Here is a 17,287-nt window from a genome sequence, read left to right as displayed (position 1 = left end):
TTTTTATCTATTTAAAACCATAGTCCCGTTTTAGTACCCGGTGGATATAATGCACCATGATTTTTAGCCATGATGCCTGTTCCTTTTCCAGATGGTTTAGTTCCGTTATAGGTGCTTACATCATAAGGGTTAAAGTCATAATTGATACCATCAATTTCTGTGGTTGGAACGGCAATTAGGGTATGTAATTTAGCATAGTTGGGGTCAACCGTATCTAATGCCTCATAATTTTCATCTTCCCAATTTGATTGGTCAGGATACGCAGCATAATAAAACCGAATTCCAATATTGCTAACAGGTATTTCCGGGTGTTTGGCTACTTCTTCCTCTATGGTTGCTATAAAGTCTTTTAACTTTCCTAGTGAGAATAAGGCTGCGGTAGCGTCAAAAACCATTGGGAATTTCGCAGAGTATTTAATTGAAACCAACTGGTGAGTTTTGTAATTGTCAACTAAATCTTCAATAAGTTCTAAGGGTAGTTCATAATTAGACATAAATAATTTGGTTTAAATGATTGTCTCAAAGTTAACGATATAATTTAATAATAAAACAGAGTAGAAACCACATTTTAAATTGTGGTTTCTACTCTGTTTTGATGACCTTATATGTTGGAAGTTTGTAAAATCAGAAAAGCTAAGAACATAGAAATGAGTTTTTTAATGTACTCTTTTGCTGATTTCTTAACAAAATAGAAGTTAAGTTAGTTGTAAATATTCCTGCTCTTTTACTAAAGTTTGTGGTACTTTAAATAAAGGGCAGGGTATTTTAAAAAAATAATACAAGCATTATGAAAAAAGAAACCGATACGAATCAAGACCATGCTTCATTTCAAAAAATAATTAGGGTTTTGATTACATTACTTGTTGTGACAGCAATACTCATTGTCTTTTGTAACATTTATATAATCGTAAACCACCTGATTTGATGGGTGACGTACACGAAAAAGACAAAACACCCTCGGGAGCCGAAAAGAGGAACTAGAGTAGGCTGGAAATAAATTTTTATGGTATGAAACTTCTAAAACTGGGCGTTGAAAACAACGATGTAAAAAAATGGCAATACTTCTTAATGGGGCAAGGACATTATCACGGACAAGTAACGGGCAAATTTGATGCGATTACCCATGCCGCAACCATAGCGTTTCAAGAAAAACAAGGACTTCAACCCGATGGTGTTGTGGGCAACAAATCGGTAGGACGCGCAATGCAGTTGGGATTTGGACTCATAGACGATACCCGAACCGATATTACTAGTGAAAACTTTCCAAGCAAACCCAACTTTCCGCCATTAGTTTCAAATGCCGAACGTGCCGTGGTATTTGGCACCCTAAAATTCAAATCAAAGCCATTACAAGGCAATCCAGAGAACATCGAAATTACCAACAACTGGGATAGTCAAAACATCATTAAAGTGCTGGTGCCGCAACTCATTCCGATTAAAGGAACGGCAACCGTCTATTTTCATAAAAAAGGAGCCAACCAACTGATCAAATTGTTTAAAGACTGGGAGACAGCAGGACTACTGCATAAAGTGATCACTTGGGATGGTGCTTATAACCCGCGTTTTGTGAGAGGAAGCAAAACGGTGTTGAGCAACCATGCCTTTGGGACCGCTTTTGATATCAATGTCAATTGGAACCGACTGGGTACTATTCCGGCGCTAGTAGGACAAAAAGGAAGCGTTAGAGAATTGGTGCAAATCGCCAACAACAACGGATTTTATTGGGGCGGACATTTTACTAGAAAAGACGGAATGCACTTTGAAATTGCTAAAATACAGTAAAAACACACATTGCCTCGGTAGCTGAAAAGTGGATTATAGAGTAGGCAGGATTATAAACATTAGAAATTATGGACGACAATAGAAGATTATCTCTTAAAAACCTACCTGACGTATTTGTGATTTTAAAATGGATGCTCATAATGGGTATTGTCTTTATCATATCCTTATCATGGGTATATTTTGACAAAAGCCAAGTATCTGGTTTGTTTTTCAAAATTGGAAATGCTTCATTGATTGCGGGTGCTTTTTATGGTTTAGGTGGATTAACGGGTTTTTTGTTTGGAATTCCAAAAATAATTCAGTCCTCTGTTAGCGACACTAATAACAATAACAATTCTGATATAGTACACAATGATAATCTTGTTCAAATTAGTGACTGGTTGACTAAAATTATTGTTGGAGTTGGGCTTACTCAAATATATAATATTCCCAAAGCATTACATCATGTTGGAGAAAAACTGGGAACTTCAATCTTAGGATATGATCCAAAAAATGATATGGGCACTAATGCATCTGTTGCTATAATTCTTTATTTCACTGTTCTTGGTTTTATGATGGTGTATATCTGGACACGATTATACTTTTATGATATTTTAAAAGAAGCTGATGCCAAATTCAAACAAATGTATAAAGAAACGAAAGTCCAATTAGAGAATGTAATTATCGAGAAAAAAGAAATTGAAGCCGAAAAGGATGCCATTATTAGCACGTTTCCAGATGTTACGCAAGAGATTAAGGAAAAACAAATCAACATTAGAAATGATGATAGTGTTGAAAACGACCCAAACAAAGGAAAATTTGGAGGACTTAATGAAAATTATGGAAGAAAGATAACAGCTATTGTAAGAGAGACATCTTATGATAAAGAATTATTTGTTGTTGATCTTGAAGTAACCTCTACAAATGTTGCAAATCCACTTACGGGAGAAGTTATTTTTCATTTGCATCCTTCTTTTAATAACGAAAAGGAAATTATAAAAGTAATTAATGGAAAAGCAGAAAATAAACTAATTAGCTATGGAGCTTTTACTGTTGGTGTAGAAGCAGATAATGGTGCAACAAAATTGGAGCTTGATTTAGCCGAACTACCAGATGCTCCAAGAATTTTTAGAGAAAGATAAAATAATAAAAACCTTAAAAAAAACAACCCTCGGTAGCCGAAAAGAGGATTATATAGTAAGTGTAATTAAATTATAGAAATTATGGGAAATGTTAGAATTAAAGTAGATGTTTTTGGTGGAACTGCACCGGTACCAATTTTTATTTTTATTGACAAAGTCAATAGTAATGATGACACGAGAATTAAAAGAAATGGTTCTTTTGATGAAAGTTTTACAATAGCTGGAGGAGAGTACAATGTAATTGTTTCAGGCGAAAATGCTATTGGAGGAAGTACTAATGTTGAAGTTGAATACACCGATAATAATGGAATAACAAAAACAAAAAGGTACAGTATGACAAATCCAATTTATTCTAAAATTTTTAAAGTATTCATATAATAATTATCCTAATGAAAAAATATTTTATTTTAATGGCACTACTTTGTTTTACATTTTCTTTTTCTCAAACAGATTTAATAGAAAATGAAATAGATAAAATTCAGAATAGAAGAACGGGTAATTTTAAAGATGCCTTTTATAACATTATTCAGTTGACTACAAAAAACCTTACTGAAGATGAAAAATCGTTAGAATTAAACACCACCCTTTTTAAGATTATGTATAATGCTGATTTAAAAAACATATCAGATTTAACCATAAATAAGTCTTACTTCTTAAGAAACTTTCAAATTAATGCTAAAGTCAATTTAGATAAAGACTATAAATATAAAGGATTTTCTGGTGGTTTTACTTATGCTATTGTCAATGGAAGAGATAAAGCAACAGTGAATCTAGCAAAAGGTATTTATGGTAAGCAAAGAGAAAAATTTATCACTGCATTTCAGCAGGTTCAATCAAGATTAGCTGCAACTGAAATAACTGAAACAGAATTAGATTTATTGAATAAAGCTAGTGATGATATTTTAAACGATGTTGAATATGATATAACTGGAAATCCATACTATGATAGAATCATTGAGGAGTTTAAAACAACAGCTGCTACTATTTCATACGCAGATGGCAAAAGCCTAACATCGACTGATATTTCAGATCATGTTAAATATTTAAAGCAAGTTAGAAAATCTGAAATGGATAAAATAGACGGCAAAGCACTTTGGACATTAGCAGCTGATGGTTCTACAAATACCGATGGAAAATTCAATAAATGTTCTGTAAGTAGCGTTTATCTTAAAGGAATTGATAAATCAGGTGACCAAATTGATATTAGAGGAACATTTACTTATGATGATGATACATTGGTAAATATGCCAAGAACTACTTTTAATGGAAAAGCAGGGTTAAACTTTGTATTGTTAAGAAATACATCTGAAAATGTTAGCTGTTTCGAAGTTAAAGCTTTGGGTGAATATACTAAGGTTTATAAAAACGTATTACCCGATGAAGATGATGAAATCATCACTGCCAATGCAGAGTTTAGAATACGATTAGCAAATGATTTTTGGATTCCTATTACAGTAAAGTATGATATTGACAATGCTAATCTACTAGGGTTTTTAAATCTTACATATAATTTTGGTGGCTGATTTAGCCTACTACTGCATTTAGATCCAAACATTTCAAAACATCCCCTCGCAAGCCGAAAAGAGGAACTAGAGTAGGCCAACTAAAACAAAACAAAATGGGAACAAACACAACCGAAATCCCCAATGACAACATCTCGGTATTACTGGGTGCTATAGACCCGAAGTTTAACGATACCGACGATTTTCTAGACATTGTTCAATGGAATTTGAGATGGTTCGACGGAAACGAACCCGAAAAAGTAGCCAAAATAGAACAAGTATTAAGCATCCTTAATTCTGACATCTTCGTCTTTCAAGAAATTGCACACGGGTCGCTAGACGGCATGGCAAAATCGCTAAAAGCCGCCGGAAAAGGCAACTACCAAGTGGCCTATGGAGACACCGGAGGACAACAACGCGTTGCCGTAATGTGGGATATGGATTGGGTGCGTACCAAAGACGACACCCGTGAACTATTTGCCAAAAAAGAAGTAACCACCCCAAGTGGCAAAGATGTTTTTCCGCGCCAACCCTTGTGGAGCTATTTTTATTGCAAAAGCACCATTAGCAGCAAACGAGGTATTGATTTTCAACTTGTAGGGCTGCACCTCAAATCGCAAATGGATAGAGGCAATACGGGCGAAGACGACCTACAACGCACATTGTCTTGCGCCAAACTAGCCGATTGGTTAGTAAAAGATGGCAATAATTATGATGCCGATTGTATTTTGCTAGGCGACTGGAACGAACCACCAACAGCCAAAGCGTGGGGCACCATGCGTGATTTAGAGAAAAACGGCATTGTTGAATTTGAATCAATAAACGACCCTAGCGATTACAGCCACCTGTACTATCGTAATAAAAATAACGTAGGTAGTCTTCTCGATCTTAAGATAGTAACTTCTGATTTTGCTTCCCAAATGAATAAAACAGGTGGTGTTATCAAGTGGATAGCGCTAGAAAATCTGTTGGCAAGTAGCGCATCGGCTGGTGAGATTAAAACACTAATCAACTCCATCAAAAATGATATTACAGATCACTTACCGGTGCTCACCCGATTTGGAGTAGATTCTAAACCAAAAGCCAGAAAAGCTAAAAGAAGAGTCAATAACTAAATTGTAATCGTACCCGATAGCGCGGATTCGCACACGAGCGAAGCGATTGCAGAAGGAATCCGTGCCGACAAATCACAAGAATCTTTCGTGAAGAAACAAAACAGGAAAACCGATGCCTGACCAAAGTAGGAGACATAAATATTTACATCATGAAAGCAGAAGATTTTACGAATAATGGAGAGGTTCTAACAATTCTTAATGATTTAAAAAAAATTAAGGAAAGTAACAAACGATTTTCAAATATTGTCGACCAACAAGGTCATCAATATGTCGATTTGGTGCAAGAAGGTGGCGGCGTTTTAGGCGTTGCATTGGTGGGTTATGTGTATGTGTTGGAGCAAATGGGAATTCGTTTTCTGAGCCTTGCCGGAACTTCTGCTGGAAGCATCAATACACTACTTATGGCTGCTGCTGGTCCAATAGATGAAACTAAATCGGAATGGATATTGGATTGTTTATGCAATAAAAAACTATATGATTTTGTAGATGGTGATAAAGATGCCAAAGAATTTATTAATGCATTAATTAAACAATCGGGCAATTTAAAACTAGCGCTAAAAGCCATACAGGTAATTGATAACTTTAAAAATGATTTTGGACTAAATCCGGGCAAAAATTTCCATAAATGGCTTACCAAATTATTAGCAGATAAAGGAATAAAAACCTATCAAGATTTACTAGATCTAAGACAAAAAGGAACCTCTGGTGATGATAACAAACTGTATAAAATTGTTGACACAAATGGTATTCAAACCCTTGAAGAATATAATCAAGTAAACCATATCAGTGAAATTGCCATAGTGGCAGCCGATATTACGACGGAGAGTAAAATTGTGTTTCCCAAAATGATTGACTTGTTTTATTCAAAACCTTTAGAACAAAATCCAGCAGATTTTGTCAGAGCCTCAATGTCGATTCCTTTCTTTTTTACACCACATAGAATTTCAAAAATCCCTCAAGGTAAGGCTAGCTGGGAAAGATGGAATGCATCTACGGGTCTACGTTGTTCTGTACCCAAAGAAGTATTACTGATGGACGGTGGCATTATTTCAAATTTTCCAATTGATATTTTCCATAATAACCACAAAGTTCCAAGCGCACCCACTTTTGGAGTAAAACTAGGCTATGACAAAAATGAAGTAAATGAAAACAATAAGTTTATGAGTATAGTTGGGTCTATGTTTGATACGTCTCGGTTTGCCTATGATTTCGAATTCCTTCAAAAAAATCCCGATTTCAAACACCTTATCGGTTACGTAGATACCGGAGAACATAATTGGCTCGATTTCAATTTAACAGACAAAGCTCAAATAGATTTATTTGTTAAAGGCGCTCTAACGGCTGCTAATTTCCTTAAAAGCTTTGATTGGGAAAGCTATCGAAAAATTAGAAAAGAAAAAGCGGATTATTACAATAAATCAATGTAAAACAAATTGAGAAGCACTTCTTGGATTTAAAGCAGTTAACTAAAAAATAAAACATGAAAAAATTCATTCTATTCGTATTTCTGATACTGATTTGTATAAGTTGCTCGAGTAACAAGAAAACCTTAGCTGCTTTAAACGATTTAAAAAAAGATAATAAGGAACTAGCCGAAAAATATGGTAATGTTATCAAAGAAGCAGAAAATATTGCAAGCGAAATGCAGATTAAAAATTCTCGTATTGCGGAATTACAATATGAAATAGAAAGGTTACAAAGAGACGGTTCTGGAGTAAATAATTCTTCGGGACAAGAAAACATGATAAAAATAGAAACCCAACTCAGCCAGGCTAAAAGTCAAATTGAAGCGCTCGAAAAACAAAAAAAAGGGCTCCAAACTAAAATGGCAACTATCCAACCCAAAGTAGTTACAAAACAGCAATTTGTGTTACCCGAAAACTTAATAGGCAATGTTGCTTTTCATTGTCCGGTTAAAATGAGAGAAAAACAAACCTATGAAGTAGCAGCACAACTGGGAAGTTTGTTAACCAAAGAAGAAATACAAAATAGTCTTTTAGCATCAATCAATGAATCACGAATAGAAAACGGAGATAAACTTTTGACCAAAGAAGATATTCTTACGCGCAAGGTAAATCTTGGTTATTATGTAAAAATAGAATTAAAAGGCGATGACGATAAGTTTGTTATCAAACCAATTGATGAGGTTAATGTGCCCATACAACAAGTATTAGATAAAGAAACTGCTGCCTTTTTAAAAGAAACGTTCGAGTGGCACTGGAGTGTGACTACCAAAGAAAATTCTAACGGAAAAGGAACACTCAATTTAGTCATTACACCACTAAACCTTGATAAACAACCGATTGAAAGCAAAACCAAGACGTTTAAAATAGACATCGATTTTGAACAAAGCTTTTTGGGAAGCGTTTGGGAAGAAATGAATCGAAACATAGCTTGGGCAATTTCAACCATCATAGCACCTATCATAACTTTTTTAGTGGGTAGGTATTTAAAAAATAAAGAAGCAAAAGCAGTTTAACTTTTTTAGGATAGTTGATAGCATAATAATCGATCCGCAACCTTCGGAATGATAAATAAATAATTGAAGCAAAAACAGCAAAGCCAATGGCTGAAAAAAGTAGGCGAAAAATAATAAAAAACAAATATGAAAACAGAAGTTAAAAACACGCTCTATCGGTTTATAACCATGAGAGCTCCAGAATTACTGGAAAAAAATGAAGTAGATGCTAGTTTTGTTCAGCATCCTGAGATTAAAGACAGTAATACAACCTACACTAGTGTGTTTTTAAGTAGTTTAAATCCTATTGAACCGGGTAAAACTAAAATGCAAGTGTTGCAAGAAAAGGCACAAGGTTTTGAAAATAGTGCTATAAAAAATAGAGAAAAAATAAGAGAGGATCTTCTAACGGAGTCTTTTTATGATTTTGCGATATGGCTTACCAAAAACAGAACCACTTTTGAGCTTAATGAGATAAAAGATTGGATGGATAAATTAAATTCACTAAAAGCAAAACCGTTTCCAGCGATAACATTATGGGACAATTTATTTTACCAAATTATTACTTATAAATCAAACTATGTAAGAGATGCTATTATCGCAGTATTGGTAGCCGATTTTTTTATTCGAAATTATAATCCATCGGGTACTGTTGAGGAGACAAGGATTTTGGCTCAAGCAAGAGTAATCATTCCAAAGTTTATGTTTGAATCGGAGGAAAATAGTGAAGCTGAATCCAATAAAAAAACAAAATCAAAAATAGAAGCAGTTGTAAATACAAAAGAGCTTCAAAAAGCAAATGAATTATTAGTAATAAAAAATCTCAAAAGTCAATTAGAGTCGATTAAAAAAGGGCTACTAGCGGTTGAAAGAAAGTACAAAATCGAGTATAAAAATTCATTGGATGCTTATAATACTCAATATAATATTGATACAAAAGCAGCCTATGATGCAGCAACACCTGTTGAGATTACTCATACCGACCCAGTTACTAATGAGATAACTAAATATATAGAATATGAAAATCTTGAGCTTCCTGAATACAATTTTCAACCAGAGGGAGAATTAGAGTATAGTTTAAAGATTTCATCAGGCAAAAGTATTTATAATGAGTTTGTTCTACAATGTAAAACAGATTTATTGTTTTCAACTTTCAAAGAAGTTTTTGATTTAATAGATGAAAAACTAAATGAGCTAACTGCTAAGCAATTTGAAAGAACCACCACCTCAAAACGAGTTGCGAATGTAAATGGAGTTGCATTCGCCACTGCCAACGATAGTGCTAGTCATGCTAGAATCTCAAGTGGATTTGCAATAACAACTTTAGGTACAGGTAATAACCAATATTTAGCGCTAACATTCACCGATATGGAAATGGGGACAGATATAGTTTCAGGTAGTTATAGTATTAGTTTTGATGACGCAAACGTAACTGTCATAGATGGAGAATATAACAACGTAGCTCAAAACATAGAATGGCATAACGGGAAATTAGTTTTAAATATTTTCAATACACCTGCTAATTATTTTGAAGCTCCAGAAGCCTGTACTTTTAGAATTTCAGGAACATTTTTTTCGTCAACACAAAGAGAATTAATACTTGGAGAAGGCAGTTTTGAAGTAGTTGAAAGGGTCTCAAGTCTTAATACTGATATTAATGCTATTCATGATAGCGAGGGAAATCCGATTACATACACAGGCAACAATTCAAATCTATTTGCAAGAGGTGTAGGAAAGTATTCATACGAAGATGCAATTTCGGGATCAACAGGTTCATCAGGATCAACCGATACTGACGGCAGTGCTTCTTCGGGAACTGTACCATCTACTGTAGGATCAACTCCGTCAGGGTCAAATACTATTCAGCAAAATGTGATTAACTACATTCCATCAGGATATGGTATTAAACGATTGGGAATTGCCGATTACCGTAAAGTAGAACAAGAGATTTGTTGCTACGTGCCGGGAGAAGTTTCGCACATCGAAAATGTAATGGCACGAGAATATAAGGAAAAAGCAACACGCCGTCTGCGCCGTCAAGAAGATACTGTAACCACAAGTAAAGAAAAGGAAACAGAAAAACTTACTGATACTACTTCAACGGAACGTTTTGAAATGAACCAAGAGGTAAATTCTGTTTTGGCTGAACAAAACGCTTTTGGAGCAAACGTAAGCGTAAATCAAAGTTGGACCGGAGGTGGAATGACGGCTGGAGCCGACTTTGCTAACAACACCTCGCAAGAAACATCCAACCATCAGGCAGTAACGTCTGCTCAAGAAGTTACCGAAAGAGTATTAGAACGTGTCGTTCAAAAAGTAAAAGAAGAACGAATTACCAAAATCATTGAAGAGTTCGAAGAAACCAATAAGCACGGCTATGATAACCGAAAAGGCGACAAACACATATCGGGCGTATATCGTTGGGTTGATAAAATTTATAGAAACCAAGTAGTTAATTATGGCAAACGATTGATGTATGAATTTATGATCCCTGAACCAGCCGTTTTTCATACTAGGGCCATTGATGATAAAGCAAAAAACAATGAGGTGGAAGAGTTGATTAAACCTATTGACCCTAGAACAATTACAGGAGGTTTAGCTTTGAAAACATTTTTGGATGTAAAAGAAGAAACCTATTCGCATTGGGCAGGAATTTATAATGCTGAGGTTGAAGCTATGCCCCAGGAAACTATAAAAGTTGGAAAAAGTTTAAAATTAATAAGTCCAAAAGGAAGGGATCAAAAATATTTTTCTATTAGTGATGAAATTACTGTGCCAGAAGGATATTCAGCAACAAAAGGGTATTCAACAGCTCAAATGATGTATCATTTAACAGGTAGAGAATGGCCACAAATTATTACAACTATAGGTGAAATTTCAAAAAGTCTAAAATGCTTGCCTAATACAACAAACACTAATAATCCATGGGATGGTCAAAGCAATAATCATGGTGCAAACATCAAAGAAAACGGTTTTGTAGAACACATTTTTATTAACCCTTACGTCCAAAAAGTTCCTATTGCTGCAACAGCTTACGACTCAGAACCAGAAGCTCATGCAACATTCAGTGTATTATGCCAACTAACCAACGAAGCCAAAAAACAATGGCAAATAGAAACCTTCAACGCCATCATTGCTGCCTATGAAGACCGCCTAAAAGAATACAACGATAAAATGGCGGAACTAAATGCTACTCAAACCCAGAAAATAAAAACGAATCCGCTATTCTACCGTCAGATTGAGAATACAGTATTACGCAAAAATTGTATTGAGTACATGATCAGTCATGCTGCATTGGGTAAAGAATCCTTTATTACAGGAACTACATATCAAGATTCAAGAGTAAAGTATGATGATCCCAATTTAGAAACTTATGCGGCCAAAGTAAAATTCTTTGAACAAGCTTTTGAGTGGAACTTAATGAGTTATTACTTCTATCCATTTTATTGGGCAAAAAAAGAAAATTGGAAAGCGCTTTATAATGTTGATGAAGTAGATGATGCTGTTTTCCGTTCTTTTCTGCAAAGCGGTATGGCACGAGTTATTATTACGGTGCGCCCTGGTTTTGAAGAAGTAGTAAATTGGTACATGGCAACCGGACAAATTTGGAATGGCGGACAAGTACCTACTATGAACGACCCATTATTTGTATCAATAGTAAAAGAATTACAAGAGCCAACAGGCGAAGTAGAGCAAACATGGGAAAGCCGAGTGCCAACCTCGTTAACAGTGATTCAAGCTGGAACAATCGGGTTGAATGTTGAGGGACTTCCGTGTGATGATGACTGCAAAGATAACCTCTTGTTTGACTCAGATGGCGAACCAGTGCTGGATAGTAATGGAAACCAAATGAATATTATTGGGCAAAACCCCGACGATGTTCAACTCGGTAATATCACCGATGAGCTTGAAACCGTTTCCGAAAGTATTGAAGAAATTCAAGCCGATATTGAGGAAATTAAAAATACACTATCTAATGGAGGTGGCAATTAATTAAAAAAAAATGGGGTAGTGTAGGCTGCCCCATTAAGTAATCTTATTTAAAAAAAATTAATAGTATAATATTATGAAAAAAGTAGTTTTACAAATATTTATTTCAATAGCTTTAACTTCTTCAGTTAAAGCTCAATTGAGCTACAATAACGGACTAATTTCCACAGGAACACTTACAAAGAGTGGAGTAGCTGCACCAACTGTTCCTTCTCAGCATGAATGGAGCGAATGCCAAAACAATACAGGTAATACAACACAAAGCAATAACATCTTTGGTTTTGATGGATACTTTAATGGTTTCAATACAGATTTAAGAGTTTTTGACGACTTTACAATTCCTTTTGGGCAAACTTGGAACATTAGTAGTGTTGATGCCTTTTGCTATCAGCAAAATTTTTTGGGTAACTCAGCGCCTTTAGATGTTTTTAGAGTTCGCATTTGGAGTGGGTTTCCATACCTTGTTACCTCCACAGTGGTATCGGGTAATATGACGACTAACGTATTGGATACCTCAAATAGTCAAGATATGTTTACTTTAAGAATAAGTAACACACAGATACCTTCTCCTGTTACACCTCCAGAGGAAACTCGCAGAATTTGGCGTATAAGAGGAAACATAACAGCAAATTTATCTGCTGGGGTATATTGGATAGAATATCAAGGTAGGGCAATAAATAATGCTATTTTTAAATTTATTCCCACTACAACAATTGGTTCTAGAGGCAACGGAAATGCTAATCAGTATAATGTAATTTCAAATACCTTTAGTTCCTTATCAGATACAGGTAATCCATTTTCTGCACCCGACATTCAACAGGATTTAGCATTTAGGATTAATTACACGAATCCATTATCCAGCCAAGAACAAACGTTAGATTCAAAAATTAAAGTCTATCCAAATCCAGTTTTAGATGTCTTTTTTATTGACTTTGATGGCGCACAAAGCATTAAATATGACATTTGTGACACTATGGGCAAAATAATCAAAAGTGGCAAAACCAATAACAGTATTGATAGTAAAGATTTGAGCAGCGGTTTGTATATACTTTGCATTGAAGTTGAGGGACAAAAAGTATATAAAAAAATAATCAAAAATTAAATTGTTTACTCAGTAAATTTTGGAACTAAACAAAATAAAAATGTTTTATTAATACAACCTAGAGAGAAAGATTCTCTCTAGGTTTAATAAAAAATAATATGGAAAAATCATTTAGTGAAATATTGGGCTATAAAAGTCTTTTTGCAGAAGAGAGCACTTTTAATCCTGTCAATGAGTTAATTGCGAAACTTGAAAGAGAGATAATTGAAGATACTACAATTGATCAAACTTTAGTTACTAAAAAACGTAATTCGGCTAATGGTTTTTATTATCTTTATGATGGCACTTTGTTGGGCAAATATGGTAATTCTAATGAAGTTGTAGTATGCGATGAAGTGAAAACAATCCCAAAAAGTAAAATCAATCAGAAAGATTATGATATGTTTTATAAGCCAGTACGATTAAAAATGACTAATGCAGAATTAAACACAAGGGCTTTTATGTCAACATTGAGAATGACCGAAAATTATAGTGCTGGCAAACCTACTGACTATAATTTTTTATACGGAAGAAAAAAAGACGGTGGAGGAACTTTTACGGACTCTAGTTATGAAGAAACCCCGGCAGACTATAAAGATCATCCAAGAAAATATGTAGTTTCTTGGGGAAATCCAAAAGCTCAGAGTCCAGCTGGGGCTTTCCAGATAAATGTACTCACATGGGATGATTTGAAAGATAAAGCTGGAGTTACTGACTTTTCTCCAAAAAGTCAAGATACCTTTGCTAAGTATTTGATGTTTCAAAGAGCTGCGGTTGAAATTAAATCGGGTGATGTCGATAATGCAATGAAAAAATTAAATGGTCGATGGTCATCACTACCAGGAGGAAAAGACCAGCAAATAGATATAAAGTTAGGTAAAGAAATTTTCAAGAGCTATATCGCCAGAGAGCTTAACGGTTTAACCATAATTGCAACACCGGTAGGTAGTTTAATTTAATATTTAATGTATAAAGTTTATTTATTTCTAGTACCTTTTTTTTTAGTCTTCTATAGCGATATAGTCTCAATAGCTTATCAACATCCTCAATGTGAAAAGATAACTAAAAAGACAAAAAAGTATTCTTATAGTTATGGAATAAAATTAAAAAACAACAGCTATTCCTTACTTGTAATTACAAAGAGCTATCGAGATGAAACCATTAAGGATTCTGATGTTTTCGATTTGAACGAGCCCGTTTTAACCCAACAATTGTATTTTCTTAAGGGTAATGATACCATAAAGTCATTGGCTGTTGATTCTAATAAAGGGATATTGAAATTAAAAAGGAGCAAGAGAGACTTCAATTACTCTAAGAACCAATTGAAATTCATTGGTGTTATTAAAGGAAAGAATGACTTTTTCTATTATTTAAGTGGTGGTGAAGATTGTGTTTCTGGTTGTCCGGAATATTACGCATTTTATGATAAAAAAGGAAATTTACTGTGGAAAAGTTACTTAAAATATGAGGGTAATTATTCTAAAACATTAAACTCATTTAAGATTAAAAAGGGTATTTTTAATAAAAATTCTCTAAAACTAATAAGGGTTACCCCTTACAATGAGATAGGCACTACTATCAATTCTTCATTAATAAAATTTCAAGAAAACCGCTAGAGGCAAAATATGGAAAAATCATTTACTGATAAAATGGGGTATAAAAGTCCTTTTGAAGATTCATTTAATGAATCTTCAGAAAACAATCCCAAACCAATAGTAAAAACATCTGATTCCGCTGTTTTAGCGAGAATAAACCAAGAAAAACAGGAAGCTAAAGAGCAACAGGAAAAACAACAACAGGAAGGCGGCGAAGTAAAGGAAAGTAAGAGCGGAACCAATATTGTCGTTGTAAATAAAGAAGGTACAAGGATAAATCAGGTAAACCATGAAATGGTTGGTGTTGGCGAAAGCATTTCGCAAGTTAAGCGTGTTACTTCAGCAGGATATACTAAACAAGGGACTGTTTTTGTAAGCCAGTTTAGGACACAGGTGGCCTCGCGGGGAGAAGAAGTTTGGGCCTATAAAAATGATCACGCTACATTTGAAGGGACACTAGAGCAGGCAAAAAAAGCATTTCCTGATGTTGATTTTTCGGGTCTTGATCCTGCAAAAGGATTGGTTATTTCACAAGAGGTCGATCCCAGTATTGAGATTCCACCTAATTCACCCTTATTATGGCATCCGTTAAATGAGTTTGATGCGGTAAAGGACAATAAAGGAAAGCCAACAGATTGGAAATCCTATCTTGACGCAACACAAACTGCTATCGACATGATTGGAATGATTCCAATTGCTGGTGATGCAGCCGATATCATAAATTGTACAATATCATTGGCAAGGGGAAATTATGCTGATGCTGCCTTAAGTTTTGCATCTGCCATACCAGTAGCCGGAGTATTTGTTGGAAGCGCGAAAATCTTAAAAAAGATTGCTAAAACCGCTGAAGATGAAAAAGGGGTTTATGATCTAGTTGTTAAAAATGCAGATGATTTAGAGGGATATGTTGGACAGTCACAAAATGTTGTTAATAGGATAAAGGATCATTTTAAAAAGACCTTAAATGGAGGAGGAAAGCTATCCCATACAGTTTTGAAAGAGACTCCAATAATTCATAAAATGCCGGGCTCGGACCCATTAGAGCGCGAAATTTATGAACAATATATTATTTTAGAAAAATATGGTGGTAACCTCAAAAAAGAAGGGGAAGCTGGATATTTATTAAATAAGGTCAATCCTGTAGGCGGAAGATTTGATTTGAAAACCAAAGCAGGGGAAAAGTTATTTAAAGATAGGGCTCTCAAAATCGCAAAAAAATATAAATTACCAACAACTTTTGACCCTTTAATATTTTAAACTATGTATTTATCAGGATTTGCACATGCCCCATATTTAATGATTAAACCCGAATCGGATTTAGAAAATATAAATCCAGATTTTTTAGAGAACAAATATACCTTAAGACTTTTTGGAGAATATGATAATACTTTCTTAAAAAAATTTATTCAAATATTCAATAATGTAAGGAATTTAGACATTGGACATCAATATGGAGACGGAGATAATTCATTTATTTATGATTTACCAAATTTAGAGGGTCTTGTTATTTCATTATATAAGGATTCTGATTTTGTATTAGACTGTTCAAAATTACCAAAGTCATTATATTCATTGAATATTGAAATATGGACTAAAAAAAAAATCAAAAATATTGAAACATTAAATGATACTAAATTGGAGCATTTATACCTCTCAGACTTTGATGAAAATGATTTAAATGAAATATGTAGTCTCACAAAATTAAAGAGTTTAAGTATTACTAGGGCAAAAATAAAATCACTCAAAGGCATTGAAGCACTGACAAATTTAGAATTTCTCTCTCTTGGAGCTGTTCGTAGTTTGGTTGATATTTCGGATATCATTAGTTTGAAAAAATTAAAACGAATAGATTTTGATATTTGCTGGAAGCTTCAAGATTTTAGTCCAATTGGAGAACTACCCAATATTGAAATTTTAGAATTAAACGATTGTAAAAATTTAGCGTCAATAAAATTTGTTGCCAATTTGCCAAAACTTAAAAGATTAATTGCTTTAGGAACAACCGTTATCAACGACTATGATACTACACCAGCTAAAAACATCCCTGTTTTTTGGGGAAGTCAGCGCAGTGAATATAATGTTCATTATCCGGAAAAAGAGATAAAGTAAAGTTTAAAAATTTTTATTTGAAGATGTTGTTACCCCAGCTACGCAAACAGTTCCTATGAAAAGCCCCGCAAAGTCTCACAACTTTGTGCAACAGGGAAAAAATATACAATATTATGGTGTGCATAATTTTCAAAACTAAAAAGTATGCTACAATTTGTTGTGCATAATTCACAAAACCAAAAAGTATGCTACAATATGGTGTGCATGTTTTATAAAACTGAAAAGTATGCACAATGGGTTGATGGGTTGATGGAAGGATTTCTCCGCGGGGCAAAGTCGGGAGACTTTTTATAATGTTGTTAATAAAACCTCTGCCAATGACGACTATAATGGCTGACTTTTTTGTAGTTTGGCTCAAAGTCGGGAGACTTTGCGTTGCGGGGATAGTTTTTTTTCATTGTTTTACAACCTAGACAAAAGATATTTCGCTTCTTCGGAGCTTGATTTTTGTACATCTTTATATCCTTGGTTTAGCAACCAAGGCAACAGGTATTTCGCTCCTTCGGAGCTGGGAAGCATAAAGCCACATCGTGG

General features: G+C 34.4%; 15 protein-coding genes. 14 read left to right on the top strand and 1 reads right to left on the bottom strand.

Translation table 11 applies throughout. The annotated features are described in order from the left end of the window. Positions 1 to 11: 11 nt before the first annotated feature. The gene (locus ACIQ2L_RS07890) at positions 12 to 494 is read right to left on the bottom strand and encodes a hypothetical protein (protein ID WP_396157643.1); all 483 of its coding nucleotides are present in this window, start codon (positions 492 to 494) and stop codon (positions 12 to 14) included. Between the two features lie 514 nt (positions 495 to 1,008). Between ACIQ2L_RS07890 and ACIQ2L_RS07885 the strand changes: the two genes are divergently transcribed. The 14 genes from ACIQ2L_RS07885 to ACIQ2L_RS07820 all read left to right on the top strand — a co-directional run bounded on the left by ACIQ2L_RS07885 (position 1,009) and on the right by ACIQ2L_RS07820 (position 17,047). Further along, positions 1,009 to 1,782 (top strand): M15 family metallopeptidase, encoded by a 774-nt coding sequence (locus ACIQ2L_RS07885; protein ID WP_396157642.1) that lies wholly within the window; start codon positions 1,009 to 1,011, stop codon positions 1,780 to 1,782. 68 nt (positions 1,783 to 1,850) lie between these two features. Beyond that, positions 1,851 to 2,903: a pYEATS domain-containing protein gene (locus ACIQ2L_RS07880; protein WP_396157641.1), complete on the top strand. Its 1,053-nt coding sequence runs from the start codon at positions 1,851 to 1,853 to the stop codon at positions 2,901 to 2,903. A gap of 81 nt (positions 2,904 to 2,984) precedes the next feature. Beyond that, complete coding sequence (locus ACIQ2L_RS07875) at positions 2,985 to 3,281, top strand: hypothetical protein (protein ID WP_396157640.1); 297 nt, start codon at positions 2,985 to 2,987, stop codon at positions 3,279 to 3,281. Between the two features lie 32 nt (positions 3,282 to 3,313). Further along, entirely contained in the window at positions 3,314 to 4,426 is a 1,113-nt protein-coding gene (locus ACIQ2L_RS07870) for a hypothetical protein (protein ID WP_396157639.1), read from the top strand. A 95-nt stretch (positions 4,427 to 4,521) separates the two neighbouring features. Continuing rightward, positions 4,522 to 5,520 (top strand): endonuclease/exonuclease/phosphatase family protein, encoded by a 999-nt coding sequence (locus tag ACIQ2L_RS07865; RefSeq protein ID WP_396157638.1) that lies wholly within the window; start codon positions 4,522 to 4,524, stop codon positions 5,518 to 5,520. Positions 5,521 to 5,669: 149 nt separating this feature from the next. After that, the gene (locus ACIQ2L_RS07860; protein ID WP_396157637.1) at positions 5,670 to 6,947 is read left to right on the top strand and encodes a patatin-like phospholipase family protein; all 1,278 of its coding nucleotides are present in this window, start codon (positions 5,670 to 5,672) and stop codon (positions 6,945 to 6,947) included. A gap of 53 nt (positions 6,948 to 7,000) precedes the next feature. Further along, a complete protein-coding gene (locus ACIQ2L_RS07855; protein WP_396157635.1) occupies positions 7,001 to 7,999 on the top strand; it encodes a hypothetical protein in 999 nt (332 codons plus the stop codon). Positions 8,000 to 8,125: 126 nt separating this feature from the next. Continuing rightward, positions 8,126 to 11,971, top strand: a complete 3,846-nt coding sequence (locus ACIQ2L_RS07850; protein ID WP_396157634.1) for a hypothetical protein — start codon at positions 8,126 to 8,128, stop codon at positions 11,969 to 11,971. A gap of 73 nt (positions 11,972 to 12,044) precedes the next feature. Beyond that, positions 12,045 to 13,070 (top strand): T9SS type A sorting domain-containing protein, encoded by a 1,026-nt coding sequence (locus ACIQ2L_RS07845; protein WP_396157633.1) that lies wholly within the window; start codon positions 12,045 to 12,047, stop codon positions 13,068 to 13,070. A 98-nt stretch (positions 13,071 to 13,168) separates the two neighbouring features. After that, positions 13,169 to 14,008 carry a hypothetical protein gene (locus tag ACIQ2L_RS07840; RefSeq protein ID WP_396157632.1) on the top strand — a complete coding sequence of 280 codons (840 nt, stop codon included), beginning with the start codon at positions 13,169 to 13,171 and terminating at the stop codon, positions 14,006 to 14,008. A gap of 6 nt (positions 14,009 to 14,014) precedes the next feature. Then, positions 14,015 to 14,665, top strand: coding sequence for a hypothetical protein (locus tag ACIQ2L_RS07835; protein ID WP_396157631.1), 651 nt, complete (start codon positions 14,015 to 14,017; stop codon positions 14,663 to 14,665). A gap of 9 nt (positions 14,666 to 14,674) precedes the next feature. Further along, on the top strand, positions 14,675 to 15,901 hold the full coding sequence (locus ACIQ2L_RS07830; protein WP_396157630.1) for a hypothetical protein: 1,227 nt from the start codon (positions 14,675 to 14,677) through the stop codon (positions 15,899 to 15,901). Between the two features lie 3 nt (positions 15,902 to 15,904). Further along, entirely contained in the window at positions 15,905 to 16,753 is an 849-nt protein-coding gene (locus tag ACIQ2L_RS07825) for a hypothetical protein (protein ID WP_396157629.1), read from the top strand. A 144-nt stretch (positions 16,754 to 16,897) separates the two neighbouring features. Next, complete coding sequence (locus tag ACIQ2L_RS07820) at positions 16,898 to 17,047, top strand: hypothetical protein (RefSeq protein WP_396157628.1); 150 nt, start codon at positions 16,898 to 16,900, stop codon at positions 17,045 to 17,047. The last annotated feature ends 240 nt before the right edge of the window (positions 17,048 to 17,287 follow it).

The sequence above is a fragment of the Flavobacterium sp. genome (assembly GCF_044369455.1).
In the GTDB taxonomy this organism is placed as follows: domain Bacteria; phylum Bacteroidota; class Bacteroidia; order Flavobacteriales; family Flavobacteriaceae; genus Flavobacterium.
Note: the sequence above shows the minus strand (reverse complement) of the source record. Positions and strands in the feature narration are given on the sequence as shown.